An 18,164-nucleotide genomic window follows, 5' to 3' on the forward strand; every position below is an offset into this window, starting at 1 on the left:
CTACAAGAAAAGTATATAGCTGCATAAATAGTCAAGTACTTAGACGGATAATTACAAAAGTACCAAGGACTAAATTGATAGTGTAATACCTTCCTTAAAACCATAATAAACAAAAGGATTCACACTATGCGAAAATTAAATAAGCTTTTTAAATCTGTTTCATTCGCTACTGTTGTGATTAGTGGCTCCGGGAACACGCTATTAGCACAAGAAACGATAGCAACAGAGAATACCGCTCAGGTTACTGATGAAGATGCAGTAGAAGTTATATCGATAACTGCAAAACGGGATATTGCAGGGTTTCTAGAGAATCAACCTAGTAGTTTGCTTTTTGGTTTTGAAAAGTCACTTTTAGAAACTGGCCGATCTGCCACCTTTGTCAGTGACGAAACGTTAAAAGCCTTTGGTGTAACCACAGTGGATGACCTTACCGCCGTCGCACCCGGTACCTTTACTGCTTCATTTTATGGAGTTGAAGGGGCCTTAAATGTTAGGGGCACAATGGCCGAAACTTATTTTCATGGGTTCAAGCGTATTGAAAATAGAGGAACCTACCAAACACCAATAGGCTCTACCTCCAGAGTAGACATTTTGAGAGGGCCGCCCACAGCAAACTTTGGGCCCGGTAAAATAGGCGGCTTGTTAAACCTTGAGCCAAAAACAGCTAGGCTCAGCCAGTCTGGTGGTTTTTTACCTGATGTCGTCGGTGAAGCCCAAGTCACCTTTGGCTCTTATGATAAGAAAAATGCCAGTTTTCAGGTAGGTGTACCTGTTAATATCTCAGAAGCTGAAGGCGGCGTGTATGCTTACGTTGAACTAGAAGACTCTGGGAGTTTTTATAATGGCATAACCCCAGAACATCAAATGCTGCAATTATCGGCTGATTTTGAAATAGGTAATAGCTGGAAGCTAGCAGCGGGCCTAATGTCCTATACTTCTGAAGGTTATGTGCAAACTCTAGGTTGGAACAGAGTCACCCAAGAGCTAATCGATAATGGCACCTACCAAACCGGACGGGATACTGATTTAGTAGACACAAATGGTAATGGCCAAATGGAATGGGCAGAGCTGTCTGCACAGGACCCAACCTACTTTGCTAAACTGACACACTATCCAGATTTTTATTTATACGCAGATGGTGATGTTGCAGCATTGGATACTAATCTAGGCACAACCAAATTATCATCACAAGATGTCTACATCAGTGACAATGACTTTTCTGATACCGGCACCTTTACAGGCTTTGTAGACCTTATCAAAACCTATGACGATGACAGCCAGTTAAAAATACAAGTTTTTGCTGATTACTTAGATAACCAGCGCTTTGTAAGCTATGGCTTTCCGGCAGATTACTTAGCTAAAACCTTTGAAGCTAGGGTGTCTTACATTAGTACTTTCGGAAGTAACAGCGACGCCATCACAGGTGTTTACAATGTCGGGTTAAGCAGTCGTTATTATGATGCTCGTAAAAGAGAGTCCTATAACGGTGGGCAAATTGCCATTAGTCGCCGCGACCTATCAGTTGGCGCTATGCCAAACGATATTATGGGATCTCCTTTTAATTCCGATTTCTTTTGGGATTTAGATACCCAGTCAACCTGGACCGACAACGCTGTTTTTGCAATGCTTGATGCCACAGCTATGGATATATGGGACCTTTCATTAAGTGCTAGGTACGACTATTACGACTTAGACTCCACTGAAAATGGTGACCCAACATACTCTTATGCTGGCGTAACAGAAGCCAAAGATACAGACGGCAAGTTTACCTACAGTGCCACCTTGTTATTAGACCTACCTTCAGGTATTCGCCCTTATGTAAGTTACGCAGAATCTGCTGCTATTGAGTTTAGCCAAGCCGGTGAAGTATCCCCTGATTTAATCGCTGATGGTGAATGGTTATCAGATGGCAAGCTAGTTGAAGCTGGGGTTAAATTAGAGTTGTTCGATGGAATAGTGACAGGTTCACTCTCTGGTTATAATCAAGAAAGAACTGAACTTAGCACTGTCGCAGGCAGCACCGTAAACCGCACTGAAAGCGAAGGCGTCGAGCTCGAACTACGTATTCTGGCCACCGACAACCTAAGCTTCAGCATTACATCTAATAAGCAAAAAACCGAATATGTTGACGGTTATGATGGCTACTATGTTATTAATCCTAGAGATATTGGCTTAGACGATGTATCCAACTATGGAGTATCTGTAGCAGCCTTCAATTTCTCTGACAGCTTGTATGCCTTAACTGGCAGTGAATATTATTTAGGTGCGTTAGAAGATACTCGTATACCAGACGCGGTGACAAGTGTTTATGCCACCTATGCTGATGAAGTGGGTATGTTTGACCGCGTAGGGACAACATGGGGTGTGCGTCATGTTACAGAAACCTCTGGCTTCACCGAGTTTTCCACTAAGTACCCTAGCTACTTGTTGATGCAAGCGGCACTATTCGTCAATTACAACGACTGGTCCATTAGCTTGAACGTAGACAATGTGTTAGACGAAACCTATTTCACCCCATTACAAGATATATATGGTGATGTGGCAGTATTACCGGGTAAGGGTCGTGAATGGCGTATGTCAGTTCACTACAACTTTTAACCAGTAATAATAGAAATTAAAATAATAACCATCAAAATTTTGGAGACCTTATGGGTAAGTTAACCGCTGAAATACAAGCGCGTTTTGTGTTGTGTGCCTTTAGTCTTGGTTTCTTTGTGATTACCGCAGCAACCTTCACGTCATTGGGTGTAGTGTTACCTGCAATGGTTACAGAGCTAAACTGGGACTGGACCACAGCCGGTCTGGGCTTTACCTGCCTAGGTATCGCGTGTGGTTTAAGCAGTTACTTACCCACAATAACCATCAAAAGATGGGGCTTATCCTTCACCTTAGTTACAGGCCTAATAATATTAACGGCTGGGTTTATGATGCTGTATACAACAGCAAGCCCAGTTTCCTATTTCTGGGGCTGTATATTCATTGGAACAGGCTATAGCTTTGTAGGGTCAGTACCAGGTACCTACGTTATTACTCATTTCTTTAAAAAGCATTCTACTGCATTTGGTTTTTACTACACAGTAGGTGGTCTAGGAGGAGTTGTAGGGCCAATTGTTGTTTGGCTAGCAACCGATATGTTAGGAAGCTGGCGCTACCATTGGTTGGTTATGCTAGGGGCCATGATCTTATCTGTGGCATTTATGCTTACCTCCCTGCTCTTCACTGACGCTAAGCGTTTACGCAAGCCGCCAGAGCACAAGAAAGTCAATACGGAAAATCAAAGAGTGTACGAAACCGAGCAAGTTTGGACCTTCAAGCGCGCTGTCAGAACACCTCAATACCTATTGTTACTAGCAGCCTACTCTACAGTTTTGTTCGTAGGAATAACTGTTAATAGCTTTTCAGTAGCCCATTTAACTGAAGTAGGAATTACATTTGCACTAGCGAGCACTTTGCTTTCGGCTGAGGCTTTTTGTAATGCAATCTCACGGATTTTTGGTGGCTTTATTGGCGAGTACTTTGAGCCAAAAATCATGCTTCAAGTAGCCTTAATGTTGCTTGCTGGGGGTATGTTTGCCCTTAGTTTTGGTCAAACATTAATGACCCTAGGGTTTTACTCATTTGCCATAGGTTTTGGTTTTGGATTAACGTTTTTATCTTGCACCGTTTTACTAGTACGTTATTTCGGTACTGGACCGTATTTACAGCTGTTTTCGCTAATGAATATTGGGGCAACTATAGCCTCAGCAGCGCCTTTGTTAAGTGGCTACATGAAAGATGCTACCGGTACTTTTGTTCCACCATTTTTAATAATAGGCACCTTGCCTCTTCTAATCTTTATCGGCATTACATTTATGCGCCCACCTAGACTGGAGCTGCAAAAAAAAGCCGAATCAAAAATATCTAATCCATCAAGCAATAACTTACTTGCAGCTAAAGAATGTGAGTAAGCCACTGTAGTACAGGAGTAATTCAAATGACTACCTATAATAAAGAGTTTGGGGTATTTTTACCCATAGCAAATGGTGGGTGGATAGTGTCTGAGAACACACCAACACTAGACGCTTCATACCAACAAAATAAGACAGCAGCCTTAATTGCTGATAGCTACAAGATGGACTTCATCATGTCCATGGCCAAATGGCGGGGTTACGGTGGTAAAACCGAGCATTGGGGCACCTCCTTAGAATCCATTACCATGATGGCTGGCTTAGCAGAAGCCACCAGCCATGCAAAAGTTATTGCAACTGTACATACCCTAATGATGAACCCTGCCGCCATCGCTAAAATGTTTGCCACTTTAGATCAGATATCTGGCGGCCGTGCAGGGCTTAACATAGTGTCAGGGTCGTTCAGAGATGAGCTTAATCAAATGGGTGTGTGGCGCGATGAAGTGGACCATGATGAACGTTATGTTTATGCCCAAGAGTGGACAGAGTTAGTTCATAAGCTTTGGCAAGAAGACCATGTCAATTACGACGGTAAGTACTTTAAATTTGAAGATTGTGTTTCACAACCTAAACCATCTAAAAAACCATTTACTGTATGTGCAGGCCAGTCAGAGCGTGGCTTACGCTTTTCTGTAAAAAATACAGATGCCTGTTTTGTAGGTGGAAAAGATGATGCAGAAACCTTAAAAATCACTCGCATGGCGCGTGACATTGCAGATGAACTAAACACCTCAGTGAAGTGTTACTGCATGGCCATCTTAATTATTGAAGACACCGAAGAAGAAGCGCAAGCCAAAGCTGATTATTACCGAGCAGGAAAAGATTCAGGGGCAGTTGAGGGCATGATGCGCTCTTATGGAATTGATCCCGCATTAAAAGACAATGCCATGGTGATTCGCTCTCAAGGGGCGTTTATGAGCCGCGAGTTAGTAGGCACAGTAGAGTCAGTCAAGCAGCAGCTAATAGACGTCATAGATAACACTGAAATGGATGGTGTGATGATCATCTTTGATGATTACGAAAAAGGATTACATAAGTTTGGCCAGCATATTCTACCTGACTTAAGGGCGCACTATGGCTGATTTAGCCCAACGTCAAGTCACAGCCTTACATGCCTCTTGGATTGAGCCTAGTCGCACAGCATTATGTATTATTGATATACAACAAGACTTTGCGAGTCCAGATGGTTTGTTAGGCCAGTTTGGTTTAAATATGGACTCGGTTCAAACGGCTATTGCCAACTGCCAAAAAATAGTTACTGCCGCTCGTAAAGCCAACGTCCCTATTTATTTTATTGGCTTAAAAACAGCAAAAGAAACAGACTCTCCTGCTTGGAAAAAATGGATGAGTCGTCAAGGTAGAGATCCTGAAATAGAAAGTGCAATTTGTCGAGTGGGCACTAAAGGGAGTGACTTTTTTAAAGTTCTTCCAGAGCCCTCAGATTCTGTTGTTTATAAAACCCGCTATAGCGCATTTCATGGCACCGAGTTCGACAAGCAATTAGACCAAAAAAATATCGACACCTTAGTATTTTGTGGTGTCACCACCGAATGCTGCGTTGAGTCTAGCGTCAGAGATGCTTTTCACTTAGATTATCATGCCATTGTCGCTACCGATGCTTGTGCGGCTTACGAGCGTCAAGTTCATGATGCAAGCTTATCAGCTATGGCCATCAACTTTGCACTACTGAGTGACACGCAACAACTTTGCTCAACATGGGAGAAAACGGTATGACCCGTCCTCTATACCCCTCAGATACCCAAATTGCCTACACCATAACAGATGAAGATGTGGCAAAAATAAAAGCGGCTATCGATACAGAAGAGCTTACTGACTTGGCACTAACTCTTGGGAATATTCCAAGCCAATCACGATATGAAGCTGAATCTGCTGCATTTGTATTCGATTGGTTACAAACCAATGGCTTTAAGAGCCGTCAATGTGGCGCTACCCCCGAGCGCCCTAATATCATTGGAGAATATGGTGGTACTGGGGTTGGTAAAAACTTACTTTTCACCGCCCATTTAGATACTGAAAGTCCTAGTGACGACCCACACATCAACCAACATAGGTTCTCGCCAGAGACATTAAGTAACCCAGAGTGGAAACAGTGTTGGCTTGAAGATGGCAAACTTCATGGGTTTCCACTTTATAACGACCGAGGCCCAATGAGTTGCTTTTTAATTGCCGCGAAAGCACTAAAAAAAGCAGGCTTTGACTTAGCGGGTAAACTCTATTTGACAGCGTGTCCCGGTGAAATAGGGCCAGAGCCAATGGAGCAATGGGAAGGTGTAGACTATCTTGGCAAAGATATTGGAGCGAACTACCTTTTTCATCATGGTGGTGTCATCGCTGACTACGCCATTGCCGCAGAGGGCTGTGATTGGGGCGTAACTTGGCAGGGTTGCGGATACGTACTTTACCGCATTCAAATTTTTGGAGAGGGAGTATTTACACCTATTCTCGATGCACCAAAAGAAGTACATAAGCACCCTAATCCTATCTACAAATTAGGACCTGTTATCGATGCATTACATCAATGGTCACAGCGCTATGAGCAAGAAAATGGTTACGAAACAGCTGGGGGAATATCCAACCCTAAAGTGCAAATTGACGCAATAAAGGCGGGCTCTCCTATGTCTTTTGGTGCTGGCACTGATGTGTGTTCGGTTTACATAGATGTCGGGCTGACTCCACAGCAAACCGCAGCGCAATCTTACCATGAGCTAAAAGACGTAATGTCAGGTCTGGACATCGCAGGGTTTGAAATCGAACCCATGGTAGTTAGAAATGGCTATGAAGCTAATCCAACTGACGTATCGCCTCTGGTTAAATCACTATGTGAGGCAACAACAGCGGTTAACGGAAGCCCAGTAGAGCTTGCACATCCGGCTTATTCGAGTATGTGGCGCGATCATAACGTGTTTAATATGCAGCGCGTCCCCGCCATTACCACTGGTATGCCCAGGTTTGCAGCCACTCCAGAAGACTTAGCCAAAAGCGCGCTTATCTATGCCCTCACGGCTTTATCTGTTTGTGGTAAACAATAGCCTTAAATTTAGAGAAAACTTATGACAACTTCATTAACAGAATCTGTTGCCGCGTTACAAATAACTCCATTAAAAAGTGAGTTTGGCGCGCATATCCACAATATAGACTTAAAAAATGCAGATGATGCAACCCTAGCTACAGTGGTAGAGGCATTTCGGTTACACGGTGCAATCTTACTCCGTAACCAGTCCATGGAGCCTGACGATCTAATGCGCTTTATCAGTGCTTTTGGAGAGCCTGAACTGCATACCCAAAAGAACTATTGCTTACCTGGCTATCCCCATATTTTTAAGTTATCTAATATGCTTGATGAATACGGCAAACCACTCGGAGCCCATAACGATGGCGTCGGTTGGCACACTGACTATTCTTATAAAAAAGAACCAGTAATGTGCACCATGTTATACGCGGTAACTGTCCCTGATGAAGGGGGTGAAACCTTGCTTGCTGATCAAGTTGCTGCTTACGAAGACTTACCCGAAGCAAAAAAAGCGCAGTTAGACCCTCTAAAAATTCATCACTCCTATGTGCATTTTATCGAAAATCGTGAGTTCAATAGTTACCAAATAAGCGATGAAATTCGCGAAGCCAATCCAGATGTGATTCATCCAATGATACGCGTACACCCAGCTGATGGCCGCAAGGCGCTATGGATAAGCACAGGCACAGTAAAGCATATTATAGGAATGGAAGACGACCAAGCCATGAAGCTAGTTGATGAGCTGGTAGAGTATGTGACCCAGCCCAAATATGTATACTCTCACAAGTGGCAACAAGGTGATGTACTTATGTGGGATAACCGCTGCACCTTGCATACTGGCTCATTATATGATGACAAAAAATACAACCGAATGGCCCATAGGTTGTGGGTAAAAGGTGAAGCACCAATATCAGTAGGCGATTAAAACAAAAAAGCTATCAGTCGATTACTACTGATAGCTTTCAGCTTAGTTTAATCGAGATACCGTTTACTCTTGAGTAAAGTGTGCAGGTATCTGTGGCGCTTCTCCCCCTTTTACCCACAAAATAATTTCATTGCCCCAAGGGTCTCGAAATGCAGAGTTGATACCATTAAATTCTGCCCAAAAGTGATCTTTCCATAATACAGTAGCACCTAGCGCTGTGGCTCGTTCGAGCACAGCTTCGATACTGTCGTCATCACTAATTAAAATCCAAACCCTAGCCTTACGACCTTCTGTTGCCATAAAACGAGGCTCGACCCCATCAGGGCTCGGGTGTGGCCTTACATTTTCGGCCTTATGAATGCCAAGGTGGAAATTACCAATTGACGTGTCTTTACCTTCGCTATCTCGCATAACACCACCTGGCACCATACGGTGATATACACCCAATGGGCGTGGGTCGTTTTCCCAACCAAATACGGCGGCATAAAAATCACCCGCCGCGGCTGGGTCATCTGAAGTTAAATCCACAAAAATAAGGGTGTTGGGGTAGCTCATAGTTCTATCCTTTAGGTTTATTGATACATAAATAATGAATTAGCTCAGATTTATTTCTTTCATCCATATGCCCTTTATTTTGATTTTTTAAGCTGAAATATGTACCAGTTGCCTAATATACCTAGTGTTGCCAGGCCTCCACTGTCATCAATTATTCATAGATGGGTCATAAAACGGTCAAATTATTATTCTATTTTAAGTCCTTGTATGGTACATATCTTATAAGCTGTTGTTTTGTGAATAAAAATCACATTTGCTTAAAAGAAGTATTGTTGTAATCACTGCGCGATAAATAATGATAAAGAGGTTCCAAATGGATAAGTCCGAATTATTGTCAACATTAGATTCAGAAAGCCGTACACCCAAAACTAAAAACAGCAAGCGTAAATGGCGAGAGATCGAAGCTATTCGCGATAGACACCAACTAAAACAGGAGCTTCGTGAACTCGGAATGTCACCAGAAGATGAGTTAGAGTTCATATAGACCATGATTAAGCCCTAAGTGATTAGGGCTTTTTTGTTGCTACCAAACAAAACAACCTATATCTGTAGTCTGCTCTTCTAATCCGAATTGCACATATACGTCTGCAACATGGCATTGATGCACCGAACCCCGTAGAATGTTAGCCATATATCAATAAAAGACTCTTTATTATGACAGACACCAATCCAGCATCTGCCGATTTCATGGCACAAGTAAAGCAAACCCAAACGCTATGGGCACTACAAGACACCGCCAGCGAAGGTTGGGTCATTCTTGACTCAGTTAACTTTGAAAATACCGATGTTATGCCACTATGGTCAAGTATTGAACTTGCTCAAGCACACTGCATTGACGAATGGCAAGACTACACTCCCAAAGCCATTACCCTTGCAGATTGGTTAGAGTTTTGGGTAGAAGATCTAGCCGAAGACAATGTACTCATTGGCGTAGAGTGGTTAGACGGTGGCGAATACTTAGAATTAGAACTCGCAGAATTTAGCCAAATGTTGGCAAAAGTAGAAAACCTGTAGCTTTGAGCTTGGCGTATTTAGTCCTGCTATTGGACACGCACTTTAAGTGAGATAACGACTGACTGGTTAGCTGCAAGTACTCAGTCAGTAATGAGTCTATTAAGGTGTAATCTAAATATCCAAAAAGTCTATTAACGCTTATTACTCAGCGATTATCTGATTACGACCTTGTTCTTTTGCCTGGTATAGTCTCTCATCCGCCACCTTATAAATTTCAGACAGCTCTTTTCCATTGTCAGGCCAATGGGCAATACCAAGGCTTGCAGTCAGGTTAGCTGTAAAACCCTCTGCATTAAGCGTATGTTGCACAGCATATCTCAAACGTTCTGCAATACTATTAGCTTGAGAAGGGGTAACGTCTGGAATAAGTAAGCAAAACTCCTCACCGCCAAACCGAAAGGCCCAGTCATTTCTACGACGCATGCTATTTATTATCCGTGATACCTCAATAAGTACAGCATCACCTACACTGTGGCCAAACTCATCATTCACTTTTTTGAAATGATCAAGATCTACCAAAATCATGGAAACCGATTTTTGCTGTTCAGGCAAACTCAAGCACAACATATCGAAAATAGAACTTAGTAACAGACGATTGTTCAAGCCAGTAAGAGGGTCTAAAGAAGCCATTTCCTGTAACCGCTTAACCATTGCTGCACGCTTCTGTTCATAAGTGTAAGAAAGCGCCCATATGGCGATTAACGTCAGTCCGATATTGATAATAGCTATGGTAGGAATGTCGCTATGTTGCATGATGTGCCGATACGTCAAAATGCCACAGCCTAAACTAACGTAAAACACTGAGTAAAGGCTGCCTAATTTGGTACCTAGTAATAAGTAAGACAATACTGGGACAATAAATAGCCAGCTATACAATGCAGAAGTAAAAGAAACACTGAAAATACCAAACAAGATCACAGTGTACAGTGCGCATAAAAAAACCGATGACCATAAAGTGAGATTTGGGGTCTTTCTGTGAATCGCAAGAATAATGAACGATAAAATAACAACCAGTAGCTCTACTATTGCCAATATTTTATGGCCAACAACCCAGTTATTTATAGTAAATGTTACACCTGCAACTATGATAACTAGCAGCACAACTCGTAATACTGTACGGCGAAATTCGAGTTCATTACCCCACAATTTAGACGTGGCCATGGTTATATTTATCCCTTACTGAGTTGAAGTAGCGTTTATCAAATAATGAGCTTTTTACAACTGCATAATTTTAACTGTTTTACATTAAAGTGTTTTAATAATTCCATAAATAGACGAAAACTGTTGGCTAACAGATATTCTTTCAACTTTCCAAAAACTATACACTCCTCCCCAAAAAAATCGCAACATTCCCTCTAACAGCTCGCGCTATAGATTCATCATTATAACCTATAGCCATACTGCACTCTGCTGATGGCTGTTTCACTTTATGCTCAAATTTTAATGTGTGTACAATAATCGGCCACCCTCCAGAGGGTAATTAGGGTATGCTTTTTAGACTGGCAATATTTATTTGACTAAAACTAATGAGAATATATATACGCAATTTCTAAGAAATCCATCATATAAAATATTCATAATCTCTTCAATAAATGAACACTGTGAAAAACTATAGACATGAAATGTAAATCTTAATTAACGTTACGAGATAACTAGTCCAAAGATCATTGCAAGGCTTGATGAGAATAGTTACTATTTATACTTAACAACAAATTCCATGGGGCGGTTCTATCTGCTTAGCTCGGCTACTCCAAAATCATATAGGCCTCTAATGAAGAATTATTTTTTAGCCCAGTTATGCATATTTACGTTACTCCTTTTCACTCAGTCCACTTTAGCAGAACCCATAAGCGTGCAAGTGGTTAACCCTAAAGTTAGCCAACAAACCGAGTCTCTATTATTGATTGGCACAGTTGAAGCCCCTCAATCATCAGCACTAGCATCACTTCAAGCAGGACTAATTGCATCATTACTAGTTGAAAAGGGGCAAGCAGTAGAAAAAGGGCAAACCTTGATGACATTAGACTCCCAATTAATTGAGCTAGGAGTGCAACAAGCTCAAGCTGAGCTAGAGGCAGCAATGGCCGCACAACAAGAATCTAAGCGTTTGTATCAAGAATCACTAAAGCTCTCACAACAGCAACTTGCAGCCGAAACCCTCATAGCAGAGCTAAAAGCCAATGTTACCATTGCTAACGCAGAAGTTCGTAAAGCCAATACACAACTGCAACTTCAACAAAGTATGTTATCGCGGCATACATTGAAAGCCCCGTTTGCTGGTCTCATAACAGCTCGGTATGTCAATATTGGGGAGTGGGTGACTCAGCAAACCCCTATTTTTCAGTTAGTTTCACAAGATAATCTGCGTTTAGCTGTATCGATCCCTCAGGAATATTACCGCACCCTATCAAGCTCAAAGAACATAATGGTAGCAGTCACACCTGATTTCATTGATGCAACCAGTATACCTGCCAAGTTAAATACTGTAGTCAACAGCGCAGCAAATATAAGCCGCACCTTAATCGGCTTAATTGAATTACCCAGTGACGCAGGTTTATTAGTGGGTATGTCTGCCCAAGCAGAGATAAATTTACCCTCAAGTGAACGAGCAATAGCATGGGTACCTAAGTCAGCCATAAAACAACATCCCGATGGCGGCAATAGTGTATTTACCCTTGTTAAAAACCAAGCCAAACAAGTGAGTATTAGCATTGTTGAGGATGATGGTGAATTAGTGGGGGTTACGGGTATTGCCGGTCAATTACCTGTGGTTATTAGTGGCGTAGCGGTATTGAAAAATGACGCTTTAGTCGCAGTAACTTCGGAATCGTCTTTGTGATTGCCGAAGCCGTCAAACGTGGCACGCTAGTCACTGTCATCGTACTTATAGTCACTATTTTAGGATTAGTTGCAGCACTCAGTATTCCGGTGCAAATGATCCCCGATTTAGAAGTACGAACCATAAGTGTTGATACAGGTTGGCCAGGTGCAACGCCTCAAGACGTCGAAAAAGAAATACTTATAGAACAAGAAAGATATTTACGCGGGCTACCCAACTTAACCCGCATGGTATCTTATGCTGAAATGGGCTCTGCCAATATTAAGCTTGAGTTTCCATTTGGCGTAGATGCAAATGACGCCTTGATTCGAGTAAACAACGCTTTAAGTCAAGTACCGGCTTATCCAGAAAATGTCGACCAACCGCGTATTTACTCTAGCTCTTTTTCTGGTAATGCTTTTATGCACTTTACCTTAAAACCTCAGCTTGGTAACCCCATGCAGCTAGATGTAGACTTATTGCGTGATTACGCAGATGACTATATTCGCCCTCGAATGGAAAGCGTACCTGGTGTGTCAGAAGTCAGTGTAAATGGCGGTGCCCAAAGGCAAATTCAAATTAAAGTCGATACTGCTAAATTAGCACAAAGAGGCATTAGTTTAACCGAGCTTCGAACAGCTATACGCAACCGAAATAGCGACTCATCTGCGGGTGATATCGAAAGCGGTAAGAGTCGCTACCTATTGCGTGTTATTGGGCGGTTCGAACATTTACCTGAATTAGAAAACCTTATTGTACGTCGTGACACCAGCAACAATGGCGCAAACATATTACTCAAAGATGTGGCAGACGTTACCTTAGATCACTTTGAAGTTAGAGGGGTGTCTTTTAATAATGGTGAACGCACAATTCGGCTCTCAGTAAATCGAGAATCTGGCTCAAATGTACTCGCTATAAAAGCCGCAATGTTGCCTTTAGTAGAAGACATCAATCAAACCTTATTGGCCCAGAATGGCTTAGAATTGGTCCTAACCAGTGACGATGTCAAATACGTCAAAAGCTCGTTGGTAAACGTTTGGAAGAATCTAGCCTTAGGGGCTATTTTGTCGACCTTAGTCATGTTTTACTTTTTGCGGTCAGGAAAAGCCACATTAGTGGGGGTACTGGGCATTCCTTTGTGTACTATCGCCGCATTTTTAGCCCTTAAAATGTTTGGTCGCACCATCAATATAATTTCTTTAGCCGGTGTGGCATTCGCCATAGGCATGACGGTCGATAATACTATAGTGGTGCTAGAGTCCATTGTTCAGGCAAAACGTAAAGGTATTTCGAAAGCACAAGCAGCGATAAATGGTGTCACCGAAGTATGGCCAGCTGTACTCGCGTCAACCGCCACCACCGTTTTAGTGTTTGCCCCAATACTATTTATAGATCAAGAAGCGGGGCAATTATACTCAGATATTGCCATTGCAATATCAGGAGCAATTATAGCCTCCATGTTAGTGGCTATATTCTTGGTACCAGTAGCCATGACCAACATCATTCAAAAGACTGATGCTAAACAAAATACAAGCCTAACACTTTCAAAAAAGTGGCTAAAACTAGCGGATTGGTTCACCGTTAGTCAATCCAGAGCTAGAGTCTCAGTAGCAGGTTTTATTGTTGTGATTTTGGGCGCAGCATATTCACTGATGCCAGCAGCCGAATATTTGCCAGAAGGCGAAGAGCCAAAAGCATTTTCTATGATGATAGCCCCGCCCAGTTATAACCTATCAGAAATGCAAAAAATTGGTGCTGAACTACGCACCTACTTCAAAGATTATATAATGGCAGATAGCAGTGATTTTGACACTGGTAAAACCGATATGCCGCCCTTAGAGTACTATTCAATGTCGGTGTCAGTGGGGCGAATTTGGTTTCTAAGCGCACCGGTAGATCCAGCCAATATCAATCAAATGATGACCGCCATAACCGAAAAATTTAAGAGCTATCCAGACATGCGCGCATTTTCTGCCAGAGGCTCCATAATTTCTAGTAACGACGGTGGCACTCGCGCCGTTGCTGTAGATATTGCAGGAAGCAATGTAGTTGATTTATATCAGGCCGCAGATGCTGTTTATCAGCAAGCAAACACGATATTTGACAACCCTCAAATCAATTCTGACCCGGGCTCATTGACTCTAGATCAACCTCTCATTGAAATAAAACCTCGTTGGTTCCGCTTAGCTGAGTTGGGTATCAGCAATAGCGATTTTGGTTACACAGTTTCAGCCATGAGTGATGGGGCTTATGTTGATGAGTTTATTTTAAATGATGACAAAGTGGATATGTTCATTTTCAGTGAAGCCGGTAATCAACAGAACTTATCTCAACTAGAAAGCATGCCAATTGTTACCCCAAATGGACAAATTTTACCATTAAATGCCTTAGCAGACTTACATGAAAGCCAAAACAGCAACTCGGTTCGCCGAGTTGATGGAAATCGAACAGTGACGGTTTATATCATTCCTCCGCGAGATGTAGCACTAGAAACCGCCGAGAAAAAAGTGCGTGAAGAACTATTACCTACCCTATGGCAACAAGGCAAAATTGCCCAAGGAATTAATGTGAGTATTAGTGGCGCAGCAGACCAACTTGAAGCAACAAAAGCCGCTTTATCCAATAATTTCATTATTGCTTTAGTGCTTAGCTATTTATTATTGGTGGCTATTTTTACCCATTGGCGTTATCCCATATTTATCTTAGCAACCGTACCACTTGGTATGGCAGGCGGGTTATTAGGCTTGGTTACCGTCAATGGCACTAATGCCTTATTTGCCTCAATGGGGATCGCTGCATACCATCAGCCTTTTGATATGATCACTATGCTAGGCTTTTTAATCTTACTAGGTACTGTGGTCAATAACCCTATCTTAATCGTCGACCAAACACGCCGCTATGTATTAGAACAAGGCATGATGGTAAGAGATGCCGTTTTACAAGCCGTCAATAAGCGTTTAAAGCCCATTCTAATGTCAACCTCCACCACCATTTTTGGGCTAGCACCTTTAGTAGTCATTCCCGGTGAAGGTACAGAACTGTACCGTGGAGTCGGAATTATCGTACTAAGTGGGATATTAGTATCAACTTTATTAACTTTAAGTTTTTTACCCGCTTTATTGGTGGCTGTGATTAAAGATAAAACACAAACGACAAACTAAACGGTCACTTGATACGCTCGATAAATACCATTAAACACAGCCAAAGTAGGGATAAAGTGATTGATATAGCCAATATCATTAAACGTGCCTACTAGTTCTTGTACTAATTTAACTCAACACTAAGAAACGCAAAATGTGGGAAGTGCCAAAAGCTGTTAATTCACTATTGGCACCATAGTCACTTGTTAGCCACGCTTCACTTACGAAGTACTTTTTTGAAATTTGCGCATAGCTCTGACGACATTAACAATGGGCAGTATCGAAAAGAGAACATAAATAACTACGAACAGTAAAAGGTCAAAGTAAGCTAAGTAAACTAACACCCCAAGTAAGATTTGTACTACACCAGATAATAAAAAGCTATTGCCTACGTACTTGCAGAAAACAGGTAGATCGGAAATTTTAGAAAAGTCGATGCCGTTAAATACATCTGCTTTTTGTTTGAAGGCAAGCAGATAGCCAATGATTAAATATATAAAGCCGCTTAAGCACGATATTAATAGTATTAGAAAAACTGTATCCATGAAAAATCCTTTTTAGTGGCTAACACTTTACATAAGCGGTTTGGTGGTGCTTTTCCAACAAATCCGTCTTTATGTTTTTGTTATATGCTATCTATAAACCATCCACTGTTTTTATTACACGTATTTCTGCTAATTTACCTTCTTCGTCAAAAATCCACGTGGCTGAAACGACTGTTGGAAGTATGATATATTCTGACATGTGTGAGCCTAATTTATAGGAAAAAAAGAACGGCGCTCCTCGCGAGCCTATATCCATACCATCATTTATACCTAATGTTTTCCATTCATTTTTCTCAAACCTCGCAGGCCCTTTAAAAAGAAATGAATCTGTTCCGTAGGTTTTATCTAAGTTTAATATTGCGCTTTGACCATCAGCGCCAATAGGTGTTAGTTCCAATAGCTCTGACTCTATTTCTGATTCGTCCAAGAAAGCATGTCTACAGCTATGTAGCGACAAAACAAAAATGAAACAAAGCAAAAGTAAAAACAACCCACCAAACTTAATAATCTTCACGGCATATAACGCCTAAGCTAAACAGAAAACGCGAGCGTTTTGTGCGAAGCACAGCGAGTGGTTTTCTGTTTTAAGCTTTTTGTTAGCTACTGCCATTTAAATTTGTACCATGACTTTCTTTGGTAACAGACGATACCCATTGCAATACCAAAAACAACGATAAGATACTGATTGACCAATACAGCGAATATACAAGGAATAGCAGCAACAGAAATTGCAATTGATAACCTTTGGTTTGACGAATAATAAGCTTGTACTAGTAAACCTTTATTAATTGCAATTTTTTGAGTAATCAATAAAGCAATTATTAAAACTAAGATAATCAATTGAATAGGATTAAAAAATTCCATTTATATACTCCAAGTAGCTAACGCTTTGCATATGGGGATTTTACGAGTGTCTTTGGCTGAAGGCCAGCGAGTAAAATTCCCACCATGATGCACTTGTTAGCTCTCAATTATCACTTGAGGTAGCTAGCAAAAAAAACTGAATTTTTGTAAAGTTCTTCATAATCAGCAAACTCGCCCTCGTGCAAATTATAGGTTAATAAACAAGACTCACGGGATTCAATGCATACACCTTTTCTGTTTTCTAAATTAGTAATCAGTTGCTTGGAAAACCTAGTCCTTACTTCGGATTCATCCTCACCTTTCAGGACGTAGCGTTTGGAAAAAATTGGATATTCGTTAAAATCAATGTCAGCAGAACCAAATAACTGTTTTATTTTTTCAAAGACATTTTCTGGAAATAATTCAAATTTATATAACTTTTTACCTTTAAATTTGAAGAAAACAGCTCTGAGAGTCGACGGTTTAGAAGAGTTACTTCGATCTGCATACTTGGATGTGTAAACAAAATCGAAAATATAAATATCTTCTTTTTCACCTACCTTTCTCATGGTGTTACATATTTCGTAATCTTCATCAGTAAAATTAAGCAACCTAAATCCATGTTTATGAAGTTCCCTATAAATTTCACCTTCCTCTTTGAAACTATACTTAGAAATGAAATCTTGTTTTGTTATTTTGAATTTCTTCTCACGTTTTGAAGCATAATAGCCTGAGATTACTAATGCTACGATTAAGATTATCCAAAAGAAAATATCAAATGTGCTCATACAGTTCCTTGAGAGCTAACGCTTAACATATGGGGATTTTAGGAGCGCTTTACCAGCGAGTAAAATTCCCACCATAGTGTTTTTGTTATATGCCGCTTGTAACCGACAGGTATTTATTCTTACCGAAAGTTATATAATATAACGGCAATAGAACAAACGTGAATATATTACTAGAAAAAGAGTTTTTAATAGTAATGCCATTTTCGGTTATTGAGGCGACAGGAAACGTCTGGCTTGTACACCAATCTACTTTCGCTTGGATGTTTTTAGTTGACTCAGGGATTTCAACAATTTGTGTTACCCCTCTTTTTATTGTTGCTACTTCTACATCATCTGCAAATAACTTGTAATCTCGCGCCATATCAGCAAATTGTTTTGGTCTAAAAATTTGAATATTCATCTAAACTCCATTTAGGCATATAACGAGCCTGTAGAAAAAGACTGTTTTGACTTTGCACTTTCTACTGCTCTTTTTAATTTTTATCTTTCACTACTTTGCCTTGAACATCTGTATTTTTCAATTCATTGGTGCGTTTTGAGGATAATTTTCTTTTCGAT

The 18,164-nt window shown here is 41.0% G+C and carries 17 protein-coding genes; 10 read left to right on the forward strand and 7 right to left on the reverse strand.

What is annotated here, in order from left to right; genetic code table 11:
- Positions 1-126: 126 nt before the first annotated feature.
- Genes ABJE44_RS11490 through ABJE44_RS11515 form a run of 6 tightly spaced genes read left to right on the forward strand, consistent with a single transcriptional unit; the run spans position 127 to position 7,903 of the window.
- Positions 127-2,598, forward strand: a complete 2,472-nt coding sequence (locus ABJE44_RS11490; protein WP_348112128.1) for a TonB-dependent receptor — start codon at positions 127-129, stop codon at positions 2,596-2,598.
- A 50-nt stretch (positions 2,599-2,648) separates the two neighbouring features.
- Entirely contained in the window at positions 2,649-3,947 is a 1,299-nt protein-coding gene (locus ABJE44_RS11495; protein WP_348112129.1) for an MFS transporter, read from the forward strand.
- Positions 3,948-3,973: 26 nt separating this feature from the next.
- A complete protein-coding gene (locus ABJE44_RS11500) occupies positions 3,974-5,029 on the forward strand; it encodes an LLM class flavin-dependent oxidoreductase (protein ID WP_348112130.1) in 1,056 nt (351 codons plus the stop codon).
- Entirely contained in the window at positions 5,022-5,681 is a 660-nt protein-coding gene (locus ABJE44_RS11505; protein WP_348112131.1) for a cysteine hydrolase, read from the forward strand. Before ABJE44_RS11500 ends, ABJE44_RS11505 begins: the two co-directional genes overlap by 8 nt.
- Complete coding sequence (locus ABJE44_RS11510) at positions 5,678-6,997, forward strand: hypothetical protein (RefSeq protein ID WP_348112132.1); 1,320 nt, start codon at positions 5,678-5,680, stop codon at positions 6,995-6,997. The genes ABJE44_RS11505 and ABJE44_RS11510 overlap by 4 nt, the downstream gene beginning before the upstream one ends.
- A 21-nt stretch (positions 6,998-7,018) precedes the next feature.
- A complete protein-coding gene (locus tag ABJE44_RS11515; protein ID WP_348112133.1) occupies positions 7,019-7,903 on the forward strand; it encodes a TauD/TfdA family dioxygenase in 885 nt (294 codons plus the stop codon).
- Between the two features lie 63 nt (positions 7,904-7,966).
- Here ABJE44_RS11515 and ABJE44_RS11520 read toward each other — a convergent pair whose 3' ends face one another.
- On the reverse strand, positions 7,967-8,458 hold the full coding sequence (locus tag ABJE44_RS11520) for a VOC family protein (protein WP_348112134.1): 492 nt from the start codon (positions 8,456-8,458) through the stop codon (positions 7,967-7,969).
- Positions 8,459-8,771: 313 nt separating this feature from the next.
- Here ABJE44_RS11520 and ABJE44_RS11525 point away from each other — a divergent pair, with 313 nt between their 5' ends.
- Together ABJE44_RS11525 and ABJE44_RS11530 are read left to right on the forward strand one after the other, a co-directional pair.
- Positions 8,772-8,942, forward strand: coding sequence for a DUF3545 family protein (locus tag ABJE44_RS11525; RefSeq protein ID WP_133471924.1), 171 nt, complete (start codon positions 8,772-8,774; stop codon positions 8,940-8,942).
- A gap of 170 nt (positions 8,943-9,112) precedes the next feature.
- Entirely contained in the window at positions 9,113-9,472 is a 360-nt protein-coding gene (locus tag ABJE44_RS11530) for a DUF2750 domain-containing protein (RefSeq protein ID WP_348112135.1), read from the forward strand.
- 141 nt (positions 9,473-9,613) lie between these two features.
- Here the strand turns inward: ABJE44_RS11530 and ABJE44_RS11535 are convergent, their stop codons facing one another.
- Complete coding sequence (locus ABJE44_RS11535) at positions 9,614-10,633, reverse strand: diguanylate cyclase (protein WP_348112136.1); 1,020 nt, start codon at positions 10,631-10,633, stop codon at positions 9,614-9,616.
- A 610-nt stretch (positions 10,634-11,243) separates the two neighbouring features.
- On the opposite strand from ABJE44_RS11535, the gene ABJE44_RS11540 reads away from it, so the two are divergent.
- On the forward strand, positions 11,244-12,311 hold the full coding sequence (locus tag ABJE44_RS11540; RefSeq protein ID WP_348112137.1) for an efflux RND transporter periplasmic adaptor subunit: 1,068 nt from the start codon (positions 11,244-11,246) through the stop codon (positions 12,309-12,311).
- A complete protein-coding gene (locus ABJE44_RS11545; RefSeq protein ID WP_348112138.1) occupies positions 12,308-15,451 on the forward strand; it encodes an efflux RND transporter permease subunit in 3,144 nt (1,047 codons plus the stop codon). The genes ABJE44_RS11540 and ABJE44_RS11545 overlap by 4 nt, the downstream gene beginning before the upstream one ends.
- A gap of 200 nt (positions 15,452-15,651) precedes the next feature.
- On the opposite strand, the gene ABJE44_RS11550 is transcribed toward ABJE44_RS11545, so the two are convergent.
- From ABJE44_RS11550 to ABJE44_RS11570, 5 genes are all read right to left on the reverse strand, one after another.
- On the reverse strand, positions 15,652-15,975 hold the full coding sequence (locus tag ABJE44_RS11550) for a hypothetical protein (protein ID WP_348112139.1): 324 nt from the start codon (positions 15,973-15,975) through the stop codon (positions 15,652-15,654).
- Between the two features lie 91 nt (positions 15,976-16,066).
- Positions 16,067-16,402 (reverse strand): hypothetical protein, encoded by a 336-nt coding sequence (locus tag ABJE44_RS11555; protein WP_348112140.1) that lies wholly within the window; start codon positions 16,400-16,402, stop codon positions 16,067-16,069.
- Positions 16,403-16,575: 173 nt separating this feature from the next.
- Positions 16,576-16,839 carry a hypothetical protein gene (locus tag ABJE44_RS11560; RefSeq protein WP_348112141.1) on the reverse strand — a complete coding sequence of 88 codons (264 nt, stop codon included), beginning with the start codon at positions 16,837-16,839 and terminating at the stop codon, positions 16,576-16,578.
- Between the two features lie 110 nt (positions 16,840-16,949).
- Positions 16,950-17,606 (reverse strand): hypothetical protein, encoded by a 657-nt coding sequence (locus ABJE44_RS11565; protein ID WP_348112142.1) that lies wholly within the window; start codon positions 17,604-17,606, stop codon positions 16,950-16,952.
- 85 nt (positions 17,607-17,691) lie between these two features.
- A complete protein-coding gene (locus ABJE44_RS11570) occupies positions 17,692-18,006 on the reverse strand; it encodes a hypothetical protein (RefSeq protein WP_348112143.1) in 315 nt (104 codons plus the stop codon).
- Positions 18,007-18,164 lie beyond the last annotated feature (158 nt).

It is taken from the genome of Paraglaciecola sp., assembly GCF_039942875.1.
Taxonomy (GTDB): domain Bacteria; phylum Pseudomonadota; class Gammaproteobacteria; order Enterobacterales; family Alteromonadaceae; genus Paraglaciecola.